Origin of the sequence: Ramlibacter lithotrophicus (assembly GCF_012184415.1) — a bacterium.
Lineage (GTDB): Bacteria > Pseudomonadota > Gammaproteobacteria > Burkholderiales > Burkholderiaceae_C > Ramlibacter > Ramlibacter lithotrophicus.
The window spans coordinates 132,205-147,950 of sequence record NZ_VTOX01000010.1 but is presented as its reverse complement, the minus strand read 5'-3'; the positions used below and the strand labels follow the sequence as shown (position 1 = coordinate 147,950).

At 69.7% G+C, this 15,746-nt stretch carries 18 protein-coding genes; 6 read left to right on the top strand and 12 right to left on the bottom strand.

The window, feature by feature from the left end; genetic code table 11:
* Window positions 1-108 precede the first annotated feature (108 nt).
* Together RAMLITH_RS21770 and RAMLITH_RS21765 are read left to right on the top strand one after the other, a co-directional pair.
* Window positions 109-483 carry a group I truncated hemoglobin gene (locus tag RAMLITH_RS21770; RefSeq protein ID WP_168109545.1) on the top strand — a complete coding sequence of 125 codons (375 nt, stop codon included), beginning with the start codon at window positions 109-111 and terminating at the stop codon, window positions 481-483.
* Window positions 484-528: 45 nt separating this feature from the next.
* Complete coding sequence (locus tag RAMLITH_RS21765) at window positions 529-1,347, top strand: class I SAM-dependent methyltransferase (RefSeq protein ID WP_168109544.1); 819 nt, start codon at window positions 529-531, stop codon at window positions 1,345-1,347.
* Window positions 1,348-1,362: 15 nt separating this feature from the next.
* On the opposite strand, the gene RAMLITH_RS21760 is transcribed toward RAMLITH_RS21765, so the two are convergent.
* From RAMLITH_RS21760 to RAMLITH_RS21745, 4 genes are all read right to left on the bottom strand, one after another.
* Complete coding sequence (locus tag RAMLITH_RS21760) at window positions 1,363-2,679, bottom strand: M16 family metallopeptidase (RefSeq protein ID WP_168109543.1); 1,317 nt, start codon at window positions 2,677-2,679, stop codon at window positions 1,363-1,365.
* 161 nt (window positions 2,680-2,840) lie between these two features.
* Entirely contained in the window at window positions 2,841-3,251 is a 411-nt protein-coding gene (locus RAMLITH_RS21755; RefSeq protein ID WP_168109542.1) for a PIN-like domain-containing protein, read from the bottom strand.
* Between the two features lie 14 nt (window positions 3,252-3,265).
* Window positions 3,266-3,961, bottom strand: coding sequence for a DUF433 domain-containing protein (locus tag RAMLITH_RS21750; RefSeq protein ID WP_168109541.1), 696 nt, complete (start codon window positions 3,959-3,961; stop codon window positions 3,266-3,268).
* Between the two features lie 591 nt (window positions 3,962-4,552).
* On the bottom strand, window positions 4,553-5,068 hold the full coding sequence (locus RAMLITH_RS21745) for a GFA family protein (RefSeq protein ID WP_168109540.1): 516 nt from the start codon (window positions 5,066-5,068) through the stop codon (window positions 4,553-4,555).
* Between the two features lie 156 nt (window positions 5,069-5,224).
* On the opposite strand from RAMLITH_RS21745, the gene RAMLITH_RS21740 reads away from it, so the two are divergent.
* Complete coding sequence (locus RAMLITH_RS21740; protein ID WP_168109539.1) at window positions 5,225-6,013, top strand: alpha/beta hydrolase; 789 nt, start codon at window positions 5,225-5,227, stop codon at window positions 6,011-6,013.
* Window positions 6,014-6,172: 159 nt separating this feature from the next.
* Window positions 6,173-6,664 carry a glycine zipper domain-containing protein gene (locus RAMLITH_RS21735; protein WP_168109538.1) on the top strand — a complete coding sequence of 164 codons (492 nt, stop codon included), beginning with the start codon at window positions 6,173-6,175 and terminating at the stop codon, window positions 6,662-6,664.
* Between the two features lie 55 nt (window positions 6,665-6,719).
* Here the strand turns inward: RAMLITH_RS21735 and RAMLITH_RS21730 are convergent, their stop codons facing one another.
* The 8 genes from RAMLITH_RS21730 to senA form a co-directional block, all read right to left on the bottom strand.
* Entirely contained in the window at window positions 6,720-7,229 is a 510-nt protein-coding gene (locus RAMLITH_RS21730; RefSeq protein WP_168109537.1) for a hemerythrin domain-containing protein, read from the bottom strand.
* A 105-nt stretch (window positions 7,230-7,334) separates the two neighbouring features.
* Entirely contained in the window at window positions 7,335-7,805 is a 471-nt protein-coding gene (locus RAMLITH_RS21725) for an acyl-CoA thioesterase (RefSeq protein WP_168109536.1), read from the bottom strand.
* A 60-nt stretch (window positions 7,806-7,865) separates the two neighbouring features.
* The gene (locus tag RAMLITH_RS21720) at window positions 7,866-8,942 is read right to left on the bottom strand and encodes a flavodoxin family protein (RefSeq protein WP_168109535.1); all 1,077 of its coding nucleotides are present in this window, start codon (window positions 8,940-8,942) and stop codon (window positions 7,866-7,868) included.
* A 77-nt stretch (window positions 8,943-9,019) separates the two neighbouring features.
* Entirely contained in the window at window positions 9,020-9,856 is an 837-nt protein-coding gene (gene phnE / locus RAMLITH_RS21715) for a phosphonate ABC transporter, permease protein PhnE (protein WP_168109534.1), read from the bottom strand.
* Between the two features lie 2 nt (window positions 9,857-9,858).
* Complete coding sequence (locus RAMLITH_RS21710; RefSeq protein WP_168109533.1) at window positions 9,859-10,695, bottom strand: PhnE/PtxC family ABC transporter permease; 837 nt, start codon at window positions 10,693-10,695, stop codon at window positions 9,859-9,861.
* A 1-nt stretch (window position 10,696) separates the two neighbouring features.
* Window positions 10,697-11,518 (bottom strand): phosphonate ABC transporter ATP-binding protein, encoded by an 822-nt coding sequence (locus tag RAMLITH_RS21705; protein ID WP_168109532.1) that lies wholly within the window; start codon window positions 11,516-11,518, stop codon window positions 10,697-10,699.
* A 22-nt stretch (window positions 11,519-11,540) separates the two neighbouring features.
* Entirely contained in the window at window positions 11,541-12,395 is an 855-nt protein-coding gene (locus RAMLITH_RS21700; RefSeq protein WP_168109531.1) for a putative selenate ABC transporter substrate-binding protein, read from the bottom strand.
* A 51-nt stretch (window positions 12,396-12,446) separates the two neighbouring features.
* Window positions 12,447-13,697: a selenoneine synthase SenA gene (gene senA / locus RAMLITH_RS21695; RefSeq protein ID WP_168109530.1), complete on the bottom strand. Its 1,251-nt coding sequence runs from the start codon at window positions 13,695-13,697 to the stop codon at window positions 12,447-12,449.
* Here senA and senB point away from each other — a divergent pair.
* Window positions 13,685-14,674 carry a selenoneine biosynthesis selenosugar synthase SenB gene (senB, locus tag RAMLITH_RS21690; RefSeq protein WP_168109529.1) on the top strand — a complete coding sequence of 330 codons (990 nt, stop codon included), beginning with the start codon at window positions 13,685-13,687 and terminating at the stop codon, window positions 14,672-14,674. The genes senA and senB overlap by 13 nt on opposite strands.
* Window positions 14,671-15,741 (top strand): selenide, water dikinase SelD, encoded by a 1,071-nt coding sequence (gene selD / locus RAMLITH_RS21685; RefSeq protein WP_168109528.1) that lies wholly within the window; start codon window positions 14,671-14,673, stop codon window positions 15,739-15,741. Before senB ends, selD begins: the two co-directional genes overlap by 4 nt.
* The last annotated feature ends 5 nt before the right edge of the window (window positions 15,742-15,746 follow it).

Here is a 15,746-nt window from a genome sequence, read left to right as displayed (position 1 = left end):
CCCTTGCAGCCGGCGCGGGCCGGGAACGTTTCAGGAACACCCGGTGGAGAACATGGCATCACAGGCGCCGACGGTGCCTGCTTCCACCCTTGCAAAGGAGTATGCCCAATGAACCGTACCGAAACCGTATCCCTTTATGACCGCCTCGGCCGCTTCGACGGCATCACCCGGATCGTGCACGACGTGATGGAGAACCACCTGGCGAACCCGGCGATCCGCACCCGCTTCGCGGCGGCCAGGGACCTCGACCATGCCAAGAAGATGGCGGTGGAGTTCTTCTGCGCCGGCTGCGGTGGCCCCGAGGCCTATACCGGCCGGGACCTGGTGCTGACGCACACGGGAATGAACATCAGCGAGCAGGAGTACATGGCCGCCATGGACGACATCCTGGCGGCCCTGGAGAAGAACGACATCGACCCGGCGACGCGCGGCGAGGTGACGGCCGTCCTGTATTCGCTGAAGGGGCAGGTGATCCGCGTCTGAGGCGCCGGCCATCACAACCGTTACAGCAACCAGGAGCATCCCATCATGAACCCCAACAAGGCCCTCTGGGAAAAAGGCGACTTCACGCGCATCGCGGCCAGCATGCGCGAAAGCGGCGAGGACGTGGTGCGGCACGCCGGCATCTCGCCCGGCATGAAGGTGCTGGACCTCGGATGCGGCGACGGCACGACGGCGCTTCCGGCCGCGAAGCTCGGCGCCGACGTGCTGGGCGTCGACATCGCGAGCAACCTCGTGGCCGCAGGCAATCGCCGCGCCGCGCAGCTCGGCTTGGCGGCCACCTGCCGCTTTCTCGAGGGCGACGCCTGCGAGCTGCGCGGGATCGAGAACCGGAGCTTCGACCGCGTCATCAGCATGTTCGGCGCGATGTTCGCGCCGCGGCCGGTCGACGTCGCCCGGGAAATGGTGCGCGTGACCAGGCCCGGCGGGCGCATCCTCATGGGCAACTGGATCCCGGGCGACCCGACCCTGGTGGCGCAGCTGCTGAAGATCAGCACCAGTTACTCGCCGCCGCCGCCCGAGGGGTTCGTGAGCCCGATGGCGTGGGGCGTCCCGGGCAACGTGATCGAGCGCTTCGGCGAGGCCGGCATCGCGTGGGAAGGCATCACCTGCGAGCGCGACACCTACGTCTTCGCCTTCCAGGGCACGCCGGCGGAGTTCGTCGACACCTTCCGCCAGTACTACGGGCCGACGATGAACGCGTTCGAGGCGGCCGCCAGGGACGGACGCGAGCAGGCGCTGCGGGACGAGCTGGCAGGACTCTTCGAAACCCAGAACCGCAGCCGCGATCCGGGCACGACGCTGATTCCCGCGACCTTCCTGCGGGTGACGGTGGAAGTGGGTTGACGGGACGCAGCGAAGTCAGGGGACCGCGGCCAGCGCCGCCACGAGCTGCTTCGCGGCCTTGGTCGTGGCCCCCTTGCCGGTGATCGCCAGCGCCGGACGGTGCTGCAGCATCGCCTCGAAGACGGCCCGCACATCGTCGGCCGTGATGGCCTCGATCAGGGACAGCGTGTCCGCGACCGGCGTGACGGTGCCGCGCACGAAGAGCTCTTCAACCGCGCGTTCCATCGTGGCGTGAGTCCGCTCGGAAGAGCGCACCCGCGACACGGCCAGCTGGTTTTTGGCCCGCTCCAGGTGCACCGGCGCGATTCGTCCGGCCTGTTCGCGCAGCAGGGCGCCGGTGACGGTCATCAACTGATCCAGCTTGTCCGGCGTCGTGATCGCATGGACCACGAAGTTGAACCAGACGTCGCCGTGTTCGGCGCTGGACTGCGCCGTATAGGCCAGCCCCAGCCGTTCGCGAACGGTGTCGGTGAACGGGGCCGACATGCCGCCGCCGAACAGGATCGCGGCCGCCGAGGCGGCGAGCCGCCAGCGCGGGTCCTGCATGGTTTCGGGCCGCGCCGGCAGCAGCGGCCAGGCCAGGTTCAGGAACACCTGCGACACCTGCGAGAAGCGCCGGCCGATGGCATGGCCCGCGTAGGGAGGCGGCACGGCGGTGGCACCCGTCGCCGACGGCATGCCGGCGAAGAGCCGCTCGCCAAGCGAGAGGAAGGCGTCGACGTCGAAGTTTCCGGCCGCCGCCACCACCGTGTTGCCGGCGACGTAATGCGACTTCACGTGCGCCACCAGGTCGGCGCGGGTGAAGCGGACGATGTTCTCCACCGTGCCGATCACCGGCATGCCCATCGCATGCTCGCCCCAGATGGCGCGGTCCAGCAGGTCGCTGGAACTCTCCTGCGGATCTTCCTGGTACTCGATGGCTTCCTGCCGGATCACCTCCAGCTCCCGCCCCAGTTCGGCTTCGGGGAAGGTGCTGTTCAGGACGATGTCGGCCGTCATCTCCAGGAACCGTCCGGCATGCCGTCCCAGCCCGGTCATGTAGTAGGCCGTCGTGTCCTTGCTGGTGTAGGCATTGACGTCGGCGCCCAGCCGCTCGGCGTCCAGGTTGATGGCCTGCACCGACCGCGTGGCCGTGCCCTTGAATGCCATGTGCTCCAGGACATGGCCGATGCCGTTGGTCTCGGGTGTCTCGTCGCGCGAACCCGCCCGCAGGAACACGCCGACGCTGGCGCTGCGCACGTGCGGCAGGTGGATGGCCAGGAGCCGCACGCCGTTGGCGAGCTTGGTGACGACCGGCGAGCCGGGCGGCTGGGGGGCGGGGCGGAGGGGCAAGGGTCGCTGGTTCCAGACGCTCCGCACTGGCTCGACCGCGGAGGGAACGTCGGCGCTGCGAAGCGGAGATGCGATTCTAGGGCGGCGTCTCGGCAATCAGGTCTGTACTGGTGAGCTTGGTCGTTTCTCCAGCGAGATGGGGACCGGGCGACCTCGCACAACTAGCACGCTTCTAGTCGTGATTGATTGGTGAACCGCCAGGGCACTCGGTACACGCCACCGGACGATAGTGATGCGTGCTTGGTGAGCGTGGGCCACCACAGGACGAGCCGAGCGGCCTTACTCCAGTACGGCTGCCCTGACCACTGCGAGTCCAGAACGTAGACGGTCAGGCCCGCCCTCCGAATCGCCTCGCGCTCAGCACGATGGTCCTTCTTGAACTTGTCGATCGATAGCACGTACCAGGGACCGAACTCTTTAACCAGCTCAGGAATCCAAACCGGATCCTTCGTATCGCCTGGAAATCGATCTCGGAGGTGGATGACAGCCGCGATGTCAGGGTCTCTGTCGCACAAGGCCGCAAGCGCGTGCGCGAACGCCGGAGGCAGGTTGTTGTCGAAGAAGAACTTCAACGGAATAGGAGAGCCTATGCGCGAATGCGCTGCTCAAAGTTTACTGCGGCGCTCACCATCTTCGGCGTCAAGCCATAGGCTCGCGCCACGCGAACTTGGTCCCGGCTCTCCGCTTTCCATGCGTCGTAAATGGCATCGGTCGGGACCCCCGCATCGGCAATGATTGGTGTCCCAAATTGCACTTCCGGATCCAACAGAATCATTCGACTGCGATGGACCGGGAACCAGCGCCTAGCCCCCGAGCGGTCATATTCAATACCTGCGTACAGAGAGGGGCGGATGACCTCGCTGAAAACGAATTGACGACCCAAGACATCGATGAGCCTTTCAGCGCCGGTTGTTTCTTCCACCGCCTCCAGGAAGATTCGCCTCCCGTCAGTCAAGAATCGCCGGTTTGTCAGCGGGTAGTCACTGCGGAAGTGACTGCGCGCCGCGTCTATCGTGGCTCGGATCACTTTTAGGTGAACGCCGTACCTCGCGAATTGTGCGACCATCCTCAGCTCAAGCAGATCGCGAAATCCGATCGCGAGGCCTCCGGGCAATTCTTCATCCTCATAGCGGGTGTGCCATAGCGGCCCAGAAGAGGATCGGCCATCACGGTACTTCCATGAATAGCCCTTGAGCCAACGACGCACATTGCGCGCGGGCTCGCCTACCAAGCGCGCAGCTTGGGATAGTGGGTAAATGCCAGCGCCGAGGAGGGCCTCCATAGGCGCGAAGTGTATCGGAGTGCCTTCGTCCCGGGAATGAAATCGAAACGCAGGGGCGCGCGGCCCTTGTCGACCATGGACACGGCAAGTGGTGGCGCCCATCGAAGGGGGTAGCATGCTTCATGGCGGTCAATGGCGAGCGATGGCTCTTGCGAATGTGACTATCAACCCTGATCACCGGCTGACTCAACGACCTGCACCACGGCCGGCGCCGCCGACACGACGCCACCTTGGCTCTGAAGAGCGCCCGGTGGTCAGTCAGCGGGTTGGCCGCCAGGATGTCCGTGTAGAGCGCAGGGAGACCGTTCGGCACGTAGACGTCTAATCCTGCGGGCGCCGGGCGGATCGTCACCGGGGTCTCGCGCTCCAGAAACTGGTCTTTGCCTTCGCGGGAGCTTTGCACGAGGGGTATGGATAGCCGAAGTGCTCTTCGTACCAGAGATGCACTCGGGCCCGGTTCTTAACCTCGATGGTGGCGCCGAGATCCGGTAGGGCCGAGGCAAGGCACCGATCGGCGGGCTCCGCACCAGGTAGCAGACTGGTCGCCGTCCATTTCGTCGGGCCGGAGACTCGTGCCCCGGTGCGACCGTCTCAGCTCGCCGCGGACCCGTCGCCGGGCGCAGAACGCAGGCCCCTGGCTTCGTGCCACTGCGCGAGCGACAGGTCGGGGTACCCGTCGAAGCGCGGGTCATCCGCGCCGCCTTCCACCTTCACCCATGGCGCCTTCGAGCCGAGCATGATGTGCACGTTCTCCGGCGCGTCCGGCAGCGGCGTGTCGATCGCGCCGGCGTGCGGATGCACGAGGTCGGGCCACCTCGGGTCCCACACCCACAGCGCGCTGCCGCACCGCAGGCAGAAGTAGCGCCGCGCCTGGCTCTCCCGCGTCTTCGTCGTCCCGTCCTGCTGCAGGCGGGCGCGATAGATGCCCAGGTAGCGCTTGCCGGTCACCTTCATGCCCTGCGTCGCCGCGCCCAGGTTGATCGCGTAGCCGCCGGAGCCAGCCGTCTTGCGGCAGATCGAGCAGTAGCAGCGCATGAAGGGAACCGGCTCCGCCGCCTCCACGGTGAACCTCACCTTGCGGCAGTGGCACGAGCCTTCGAGGTGCATGGCGGTCTCCTTGGGGTATCGGGATGTGCGCAGTGCTGCCGATGATGCCGGAGTTGGTTGCCGGCCGGCGCGCAGCGGGCATCTGCGAAGATGCCCCGCATGCGCTTGGCCGCGGACGCCATCGCAGGCGGCAAGGACAGACATGGAGCTCATTGCATGAAGGACTGGTTGCTCGCCGCCGCGATCGGGTTGGCATCGTCGCTCGCCGTCGCCCAGCCGGCCCAGGTGGTGGAGCTGTCGACGCGGCCCGCCGTGAAGCTGCGGCTGCTGGTGCAGGCTCCCGCCGGTGGGCCGAGGGCGGCGACGCTCGTCCTGCTGATGGGCGGTAACGGCCAGCTGGGCATCTATCCCAATGGCAGCCTGCAGCGTGACGGCCATTTCCTGGCCCGGGTGCGCGGCGAGCTCACGGCCCGCGGCCACGTTGCCGTGCTCGTCGATGCGCCCAGCGACCGGCGCGACCTCGGCGGCGATTTCCGCGAGAGCGCGGAGCACGCCGCCGACCTGGGCGCCGTGATCGCCCACACCCGGAAGGCGTTCGGGCAGCCGGTGTGGCTGGTCGGGCACAGCCGCGGCACCCATTCCGCCGTGACGGCCGCCGCCCGGCTGGCCGGCGAGGCGGCGCCGGACGGCATCGTGCTGGCGGCGGCGATCCTGGAGAGCAGCCGCTTCGGCTCCGCGACGGCGCGGCCGTTGCAGGAGTCGGGCGTCGAAGCGTTGCGCGTCCCCGTGCTCGTCCTGCACCACGCCCAGGATGCCTGTGCCGTCTCGCCCCCTGCGAAGCTGCCGGAGCTGCAGGCCAGACTGCCGTCGCCGAGCCGGATCATCCCGTACGACGGCGGCAATGCCCGCGGCGCCTTCTGCGAGGTCCAGGCGTTCCACAGCTTCAACGGCATCGAGCAACGGGTGGTGGAAGACCTCTCGGACTACGTCACGCGACCCAGGTGAGCGCGCGGCCGCGAGCCAGGCCTGCGTCACCGCTGTGTCTGCTTGCGCCGACAACGATGCCGGTCGGATCTGACGTCGTTCTTGGCTTCGGGTCCTAGGCCGAGTTCGCCGCGAAATGCCTAGAGTGCAAGGCTCTATCAGCAACCGCAGGAGATCGAGATGAAAGACGAAACAGGCAAGAAGGCCGCGGGTACCGGCGTCGGCGCCGTGGGCGGTGCAGCCGCCGGTGGCGTGGTCGGTGGTGCCACGGCCGGCGCGCTGGCGGGCGGCATGACGGGCCCGGTCGGTGCGGCGGTTGGCGCGGCCGTGGGCGCCGTGGCCGGTGCCGTGATGGGCAAGAAGGCGGCGGATCCGGCCGTCGAGGACAAGTACTGGCGCGAGAACCACGGGACCCGCCCGTACGCCCGCAAGGACCTGGGCTACGACCACTACCAGCCCGCCTACCGCGCCGGCGTGGAGTCGTACAACCGCAACCCGGACCGCAGGTTCGAGGACGTCGAGCCCGAAATCGAGCGTGACTGGGGCCGTGCGCGCGGCAATTCGTCGCTGGAATGGGAACATGCCCGTCCGGCCGCGCGCGATGCGTGGGACCGCGTGAGCAACGCCACGGAGCGCATGATTCCCGGCGACTCGGACAAGGACGGGCGGTAAGCCCTGCAGTAACGCCTCGGTCGAGGCGCGCGCCGTCGCGACGCTGATCGAAAGGTCAGGCCGCGGCGGCGCGCCGCTCGTGCAGCTTGCGGCCGAGCGACGCCATCACCTCGCCATGACGTCCCAGGACTTTCTGGGCAATCGGCAGGAAATGCTCTTCCTCGAAGTGAGCATGGGCGAAGAAGTGCTGCACCAGGTCTTCGATCGCCGCCGCATCGAGCACGGGTACCTGGCCGCGTGTTACGGCCTCGATGGCCGGCTGCAGTGCGGACCAGCGTGCCTCCATGTCCCGGTGCTCGCGTACGAGTTGCGCCACCATCTCCCGCACTTCGTCCAGTTCGGGGCCGGGCTGCGCCGCGCCCAGGACCGCCGGAAACAGCTCGCGCTCTTCCTCGGCGTGGTGCTGGGCCAGGCCTTCGCGGAACATGGCCAGCAGGTCGTCGGCCATCCTGCGCGCCTTGGCCGCAGCCGTGACCAGTTCGGGCAGGTAGAGCGCGGAATGCAGCTGCGCCACGAAGTCGTGATGGCACTCGGAAAACCCGGCCAGCGGAGCGTCGATGTGCACGGGTGTGGATGTGTCGGTATACGGCAAGGCAGCGTCCTTCAACAAAGGGGTCTTCTGCGGGTGGATGGGGTTGCGTCGGCGCCGGCCCGGCGCTGCGCCATGGGGCTATTCGTGCAGCAGTTCGCTGGGGCGCGGGACGTCCAGCTGCCCCTGGCGAAACGCCTCCAGGCGGGCCCGGAGGTCGTCCGGAATCGGCACCGCGCGGCCGGTCTCCAGCGAGTTGACGCACACGGTGAGGTGCGCTGACGAGCGCACCTCGTCCTTGTACAGCGCGCTGACGTTCAGCTTGAGCGAGCTGTTGCCGATCCGCTCGATCTTCAGGGTCAGGGTGATGATCTCGCCGATCTTGGACGGCTTGATGAAGTCGCACACCAGGTTGACCATCGGCAGGCCCATGCGCCGGTCGGTGATGAAGTGGGCGTAGTCGATCTCGAGGGCATGGTTGAACCAGTCTTCGATCAGCCCGTTGAACATGACGAAGTAGTGCGGGTAGAAGATGATCCCCGCCGGATCGCAGTGCGAAAACCGCACCAGCATGTCGCTGTAGAAGACGTCCTTCCTCGTGACCGGTGTCATGTGCCTCGTTCCTTTCCGGATTCGCCGCCCGATGCCGGCACGCGATCATCGCATCTCCCGTCACTTGGGCCGCGGCCGCGCCAGGTTGCGGCCCGGCGCGCCGAGCCGGCCGGCGCGCAGTTCGCCCACCGCCTGCGCCAGCGCGCGCGCGGCGTTGCGCGCTTCCTCCTGCACCGCCTCGTCGCGATCCAGCGCGGCATGGCTGGTGGCGTAGGGCTCGTAGTAGCCGATGTAGCGGTCGAGCCGGCTGGTCGGCCCGGCGTCGATCAGGCCCATCCAGTCCAGCCAGTCGCACAGGGCGCGGCGGTTCCCCTCGACGCCGGCCACGTCGCCGTGGACGATCACGCCGTAGGCCCGTCCCGCCAGGTGCTGCGGATACGGCCAGCCATCCAGTTCCAGCGCCTTCGCCTTGGCCGGGTCCTTGCCGCCGGTGCTCGTCGGGTCGGGGTTGCCGCCGTCGGCGCAGACCAGCCGGTCGATCATCAGCTTGAGCGGGCTGCTGGGGCCGTACCAGTGGGTCGGCGTCACCAGCAGCACGCCGTGCGCCGACACCCAGCGCTCGTAGATCTCCGCCATCCAGTCGTTGACCTGGCTCAGCTCGTGGTTCGGATAGCAGCTGCAGGGCCAATGGCACAAGGGCATGGCCGTCGACACGCAGCCCTTGCAGGGATGGATGTGGTGGTCGTAATCGGAGGCCAGCCGGCTCAGGTCCAGCAGGTCGACCTGCATCCCGCAGGCGGTCAGGGTCTCGCGTGCGATCTGCGACAGGCGAAAGCTCTTGGACATCTCGCCGGGACAGGTGCCGTCGTTGCGCGTCGCGCCGTTGATCACCAGGACCCGCGAGGGGGTCGCCGCGTCGCCCCAGCGCTGCTGGGCCGCGATCAGCTTGTGGCGGGTGTCCAGCCACTCGACCGACAGCTCGGACTCCGGATCGGCGAACCCGGGGCCGGCCCTGCGCGTCACCGGCGACTTGCGCGCGCCGCAATAGCCTTGCCACGCGATCTCCTCGAGGCGGGCGATCGCCTCGTCCTCGCCGCGGAACGCCGGATCGAAGAAGCGCGCCCGGAAGCGCTCCCGGAACTCCTCGCGCGTGTGCGCCGGCGGCGCCTGGCCTTTGCGGACTTCGATGTCGGGCATGCGGACTCCTTCAGCAATCCGGCAGCGTAGCCCGGAACGGGGCCCGGCTGGGCCGGCTGTAACAGAGCCCGCGAGGATCAGCGCGCCATCGCGCGCCGCGCCGCGTAGCTCGCGCCATCGACCATGCCCACCAGCACGATCATGGCGGCCAGCACCGAGCCGGTCTCTGCCATCTGGAACAGCCCGAGGTGGAAAGCCAGCATCTGGCCCAGCCCGCCGGCGCCGACGACGCCCAGGATGGCCGCGGCCCGGATGTTGTTTTCCCAGCGGTAGAGCGTGTAACTCACCAGTTGCGGCAGCACCTGCGGCAAGGTCGCGTGGAGAAACACCCGCCCCTCGGGCACGCCGCGCACGCGCAATGCAAAGGCCGGTCCCTGGGGGGCGTTCTCGATCGCTTCGGCGAAGAGGCGGCCCAGCACGCCGGCGGTGTGCGCCGCCAGGGCCAGCGTGCCGGCCAATGGCCCGAGCCCCGCCGCAATCAGCAGCAGGGCGGCCCACATCAGTTCCGGCACGCTGCGCAGCGCATTGAGCACGAGCCGCGTCGGTGCCCGCCAGCGGGCCGGATCGCCCGCGTGCAACTTGCTGGCCGGCAGCGCCAGCAGCAGCGCGGCCGCCACCGCCAGCAAGGTGCCGACCACCGACATCGCCATCGTCTCCAGCACGGCCGGCAGCAGCTGGCGCAGGAAGGCCGGCTCCAGCGCGGGCGTCGCCAGTTCGGCCGCGAACCGGCCCATGCGCCGGAGCGACTCCAGCGACAGGAAGCGCGCCCACTGCAGGTCCAGCGACCAGAAGCTGGCGACCACCAGCGCGATGATCCCGGCCACCACCCAGCAGGCACGGCAGCGCGCGTCGAACAAGGGCGGCGGCAGCCGGTACACCTCGTTGGCGGCGGGACTGGGCGTGATCCTTGCCATGATCAGGCCAGCGCGCGCCGCAGCCAGGCGCTCAGACGGTCGGTGGCGGCCACCAGCAGCACGAATACCAGCAGCATGGTGCTCACTTCGGCGCCATTGAACATCTTCAGCGAGGTGTCCATCTGCTGCCCGAGTCCGCCGGCGCCGACGAAGCCGAGGACGGCCGAAGACCGGATCGCGCATTCCCAGCGGTACACGGTGTAGCTGGTGAGTTCGGCGGCGTTCTGCGGCAGCAAGCCGTAGAAGAACGCCTGGATCCGGCCGGCGCCGTTGCGCAGGAGCGTTTCGGTCGGATGGGCCTCGCCGCTCTCGAGGATCTCGGCGTAGACCTTGCCCAGCATCCCCGCATAGGTGAGGGCGATCGCCAGCACGCCGGCGGTGACGCCCAGGCCGACCACGCGCACGAACACCAGGGCCCAGATCAGCTCGGGCACGCTGCGCAGGACGACCAGCAGTGCCCGCACCGCGAAGCGCAGCGCCGCCGGCACTGGTGCCATGCGGCCGGCCAGCCCGGAGATCGACAGCGAGCGCACCGACAGCAGGGTGAGCGGCAGCGCCAGCACCAGGGCCAGCGCCAGTCCGGCGGTGGCGATGGCGACCGTGCGCCATGTCTCGCGCGCCACCAGGTGCAGGAATTCCGCATCCAGCCGGGGCGGCACGAAGCCGGCGAGGAAGCGCAGCGTCGGCTCCAGGCTGTCCGGCGCCAGCAGCACCCAGGGCTTGAATTCGGCCAGCACCAGCATCGGCCACAGCAGCACGCCGGCCGCCGCGAGCCAGAAGAGGCGGGGCGCCCACGCCGGGTCGCGCCGCGCCGGTTCACGCGCCAGGACGCCGTCCATGTCAGCGGCAGTGCATCACGACGGCGCGCGGCGGCGCCGGGACTTCGTCCAGGGGCGCCACCGCCGGCGCCGGCTCGTGCGCGTACAGCTCGCCAAGCAAGGCCGGCGTCACCTGCCCGGGTGGGAGGTCGAACACCAGCCGGCCTTCGCGCAGGCCGACGATCCGCGGGAAATGCTGCAGCGCCAGCGGCACGTCGTGCAAGGTCGCCACCAGCGTCGCCCCGCTGTCCCGCGCCCACTGCGTCAAGGTGGCCAGCGCCTGGTGCGCGCGCGCCGGGTCCAGCGCCGACAAGGGCTCGTCGACGAGCACCAGCCGCGCCTGCGAGAGCAGGGCGCGGGCCAGCCCCACGCGCTGGCGCTCGCCGCCGGACAGCCGGTCCACCCGCGCGAACAGCTTGTCGGCCAGGTCGAACCGCGCCAGTGCCGCGTCGGCCTGCGCGATGCCGGTGGGATAGAACAGGCTGCGCAAGGCGTGCCACAGGCCGATGCGGGGCAGCCGGCCGGCCAGCACCGCCGTCACGACGCGCTGGCGCGGTGGCAGTGGCGGTACCTGCGGCGCGAGGAACAGCTCGCCCCGCAGGCGCTGGCGGTCGCGGCTTGACAGGCGCCAGGGATCGCGGGCGTCGAGCGTGAGGCCGCCGCCCGAAGGTTGCAGCGCGCAGGCCAGCAGGTGCAGCAACGTGGTCTTGCCCGCGCCGGAAGGGCCGATCACCGCGATCTGTTCGCCGGCCGCCAGCCGCAGGTCCAGCCCCTGCAGCGCCGCGGGCGCGGAGCTGGCGGCGGCCGGGTGCCGTCCGGACAATGACTTCAGCTCGATGTTCATGGACGAAGCCGCGACCCGGCCGTCACTTGAGCAGGCCGGCGCTGCGGGCGGCCGCTTCGATGCCACGGTAGTTCTCGGCGCGCGTCGCGATGAAGCGCGTTGCGCGCTGCAGGGCCAGGATCTCCCGGCCTTCTGGCGTCTCGGGGCTCAGCTCGGTGAAGGCTCGAACCAGCTGGTCGCGCCGCGCGGCCGGCATGTCGGCATGCACGCTCCAGTTGTAGTCGTAGTAGGTCGGCGTGGTGTGGAAGACGCGCACCTTCGCCGCGTCGACCTTCTTGTCAGCGATCAGCTTTTCCCAGACCGAGATGTTCAGGGCGCCGGCATCGACCTTGCCGGACGCGACGGCGGCCACGGTCGCATCGTGCGCTCCGGAGTAGGCCACGCGCTTGAGGTCGCGGTCGGGGGCGATGCCGGCCGCCAGCAGGAAGCTGCGCGGCATCAGGTGGCCGGAGGTGCTGGACGGCGAGCCGAAGCTCAGCGTGCGCCACTTGAGGTCCGCCAGCGAGCGGATCGCGGCGTTGGTGGTGATGAAGACCGAGCGGAACTGCTCGTCCTCCACGCGTTGCACCAGCGGGAGCACCTTGCCGCCGGAGCGCTGGTTGGCCTGCACGAAGGTGAAGCCGCCGAGCCAGGCGAGGTCAACCTGCCTGCTGGCCAGCGCCTCGACGGCGGCCGCGTAGTCGGTGACGGGGGTGAATTCCACCTTCACGCCCAGCCTGCTTCCGAGATAGGCGGCCAGCGGCGCCGTCTTGCGCGCCAGTTCGGTCGGCGATTCGTCCGGGATCGCGGTGATGCGAAACAGCTGCTGCGCCTGGACGGACACGGCGGCGGCCAGCAGAACGAACGCCAGCAACAGGCGTGGGAGGAGGGTGATCATGGGCAGGGGCTGCCCGGAATCGAGGGCAGCCGCCGATTAGACCGCAGGGCACTATGCCCCGCCGCCAGCGCGGCTACTGCGAAAACCGGCGAAAACGTCGCTGCGGTGCGGCTCGAAGAAATTGCGGTAACGGGCGTGGGCCAGCGCCGGGGCGGTGGCGTGGCTGGCGCCCCGCAGCACCCGGCGGCTGCCGAACCATGGCGCCGAATAGTCGCGATAGGGGTGCGGCGCGAAGCCGGGATACGGCTCGAAGGAACTGGCGGTCCATTCCCAGACTTCGCCCCAGCGGAACCCGGGCAGCGTGACCGCCGCGCATTCCCATTCGGCCTCCGTCGGCAGCCGCCGCCCGGCCCAGCGGCACCACGCGTCGGCTTCGTGCGCCGTGAGGTGCACCGCCGCCTGCGGCGGGGCGATGGGCAGCCAGCGGCCGCCGCGCCGCTGCTCCCAGTCACTTCCGGCACGCCGCAGCCGCGCCGGGTGGCGTGCCGGCTGGCCGCCGAGCCATTCCCAGCCGGCATCCGACCAGCACTCGCGCCGCTCGTAGCCGCCGGCCTCGACGAACGGCAGGAACCGCGCCCAGGTCACGGGCCGGGCGTCGATGCGGAATGCCTGCAGCGTCACTTCGTGGCTCTGCAGTTCGTTGTCGAAGGCGAAGCCCGCGCCGCCCGATCCCAGGCGAAATCGCTGGGCCGGCACTTCGAGTTCCGCCGCGGCCGCCGGGACGTCGCCGGGCGCAGGGGCCCTCACGGCGATGCCGAGGTTCTCAGCCATGTAGATCGCGGCTTCCGCATGCATCTCCTCGTGCACCGCGGCCAGCCGGAAGAAGTACAAGGCATCGTCGCCGGCGTCGGCGGGCAGGGCGTCCAGCAATTCCAGCGTCTGCGCCAGCGTGCGGGCGAGATAGTCCCGCGTTTCCTGCTCGCCGGGCAGCGGCAATTGCCAGCGGGTAGGGTGCGCGACGCGGCTGGAGTCGTACCAGGCGTCGGCCTGCGGCAAGAGCGAAGGCGGCCGGTCGTGCGCCGGATCGCAGGCCACGCCCAGCCCCAGTTCGCGATTGCGGGCGATCCACCACTCCTGGAACCAGGCGACGTGACCCAGCTCCCACAGCGGCGGATTGAGCTCGGGGGCATACGGAATTGCCGGGTACTCGGCGCCCAGGCCGGCGCGCACGTCGTCGGCCAGCGACAGCGTGCGCTGGCGCGCCGCCAGCAGCGCCGCGCGCACGGCCCGGGGCGCGCCCATGCGCAGCGCCAGCGCCTCGGGTGGAGCTGGCAAGCTATAAACGCGCGATGCCTCGTTCATCGGTCGTCATCGTAAGCCCCGCACTGGCTGCCGCCAACAACGGCAACTGGCGCACCGCTCGCCGCTGGCAGCTGCTGCTGGCACGGGAGCACCGGGTGCGCGTGGTGCAGCAGTGGCCGGATGCGGACGCGGCACGCGACACGCTCATGCTGGCGCTGCATGCGCGGCGGTCCGCCGATTCGATCGCAGCCTGGTCGCAGGCTCATCCGCGGCGCGGACTGGCGGTCGTGCTGACCGGCACCGACCTGTACCAGGACATCGCCACCGATCCGGCGGCGCAACGCTCGCTGGAACTGGCACAGCGCCTGGTGGTACTGCAGGAACTGGGCGCCCAGGCGCTCCCCGAATCCTGCCGGGACAAGGCGCGCGTGATCTTCCAGTCGACGCCGCAGCGCGCGACCGTCGCCAAGTCCGCCCGGCTGCTGCGGGCGGTGATGGCCGGCCACCTGCGTGCCGTGAAGTCCCCGCAGACGCTGTTCGAGGCGGCGCGGCTGCTGCGCGAGGACGACGACATCCGCATCGACCACATCGGCGACGCCGGCGATGCGGACCTGGGCGAACAGGCGCGCGCCACGGCGGCCGACTGTCCCAACTACCGCTGGCTCGGCCCGGTGCCGCATGCCCTCGCCCGGCAGCGCATCCAGCGGGCGCACGTGCTGGTGCACACCAGCGCCATGGAAGGCGGCGCCCACGTGATCATGGAGGCGGTGCGCAGCGGCACCCCGGTGCTCGCCTCCCGCGTCCCGGGCAACGTCGGCATGCTGGGCACGGACTACGGCGGCTACTTTCCCCACGGAGATGCGCCGGCGCTGGCGCGGCTGCTCGCCGACTGCCGCGCCGGCCAGACGGCGAAAGACCCCGCCCGCGGCCTGCTGGCGCGGCTGGCCGGACAATGCGCGATCCGCGCCCCGTTGTTCGACTCATCCGCCGAACGCGCCGCGCTGCTCCAACTCCTGCACGAACTCGACCGACCATGAACGCTGCCGTCCCGCCATCCGCCGCCGAACCCCGCCTCACCTCGCTGTCGCACGGCGGCGGCTGCGGCTGCAAGATCGCCCCCGGCGTGCTGTCGGAGATCCTCAAGGACACGGCCCGCCTGCCGGTGCCGCCGGAGCTGCTGGTGGGCATCGAGACGGCCGACGACGCGGCCGTGTACCAGCTCAACGACGAGCAGGCGCTGATCGCCACCACCGATTTCTTCATGCCGATCGTGGACGATCCGTTCGATTTCGGCCGCATTGCCGCCACCAACGCGATTTCGGACGTCTACGCGATGGGCGGCAAGCCGATCATGGCGCTGGCCCTGGTCGGCATGCCGATCAACGTGCTCGGCACGGCCACCATAGCCCGCATCCTGCAGGGCGGGGAGTCGGTGTGCCGCGCCGCGGGCATTCCCATCGCCGGCGGCCACACCATCGATTCGGTGGAACCGATCTACGGACTGGTGGCGCTGGGGCTGGTCCATCCCAGGCGCGTCAAGCGCAATGCCGCGGCCCGCGCCGGCGATGTCCTGGTCCTGGGCAAGCCGCTGGGCGTGGGCGTGCTGTCGGCGGCGCTCAAGAAGGAAAAGCTGGACGCGGCGGGGTACGAGCGGATGATCGCCACCACCACGCGCCTGAACACGCCCGGCCCCGAGCTGGCGGCGCTCGAGGGCGTGCACGCGCTGACCGACGTCACCGGTTTCGGCCTGGCCGGGCATGCGCTGGAACTGGCGCGCGGCGCCAGCCTGTCGCTGGAGATCGACTGGCGGCAGGTGCCGGTGCTGGAAGGCGTGCGCGACCTGGTGCAGGCCGGGCACGTCACCGGCGCCTCGGGCCGCAACTGGGCCGGCTACGGCGCCGACGTGGCGCTGCCGGAAGGCTTCGCCGCGGAAGAACGCGCGCTGCTCACCGACCCGCAGACCAGCGGCGGACTGCTCGTCTCGTGCTCGCCGCAGGCCGTGGACGAAGTGCTGGCCGTGTTCCAGCGGCATGGTTTCGGCACGGCCGCCGTGATCGGCAGCGTGCAGCCGCGAGGCGAATCGCGGGCGCTGGTCGTGCGCTGACCCGG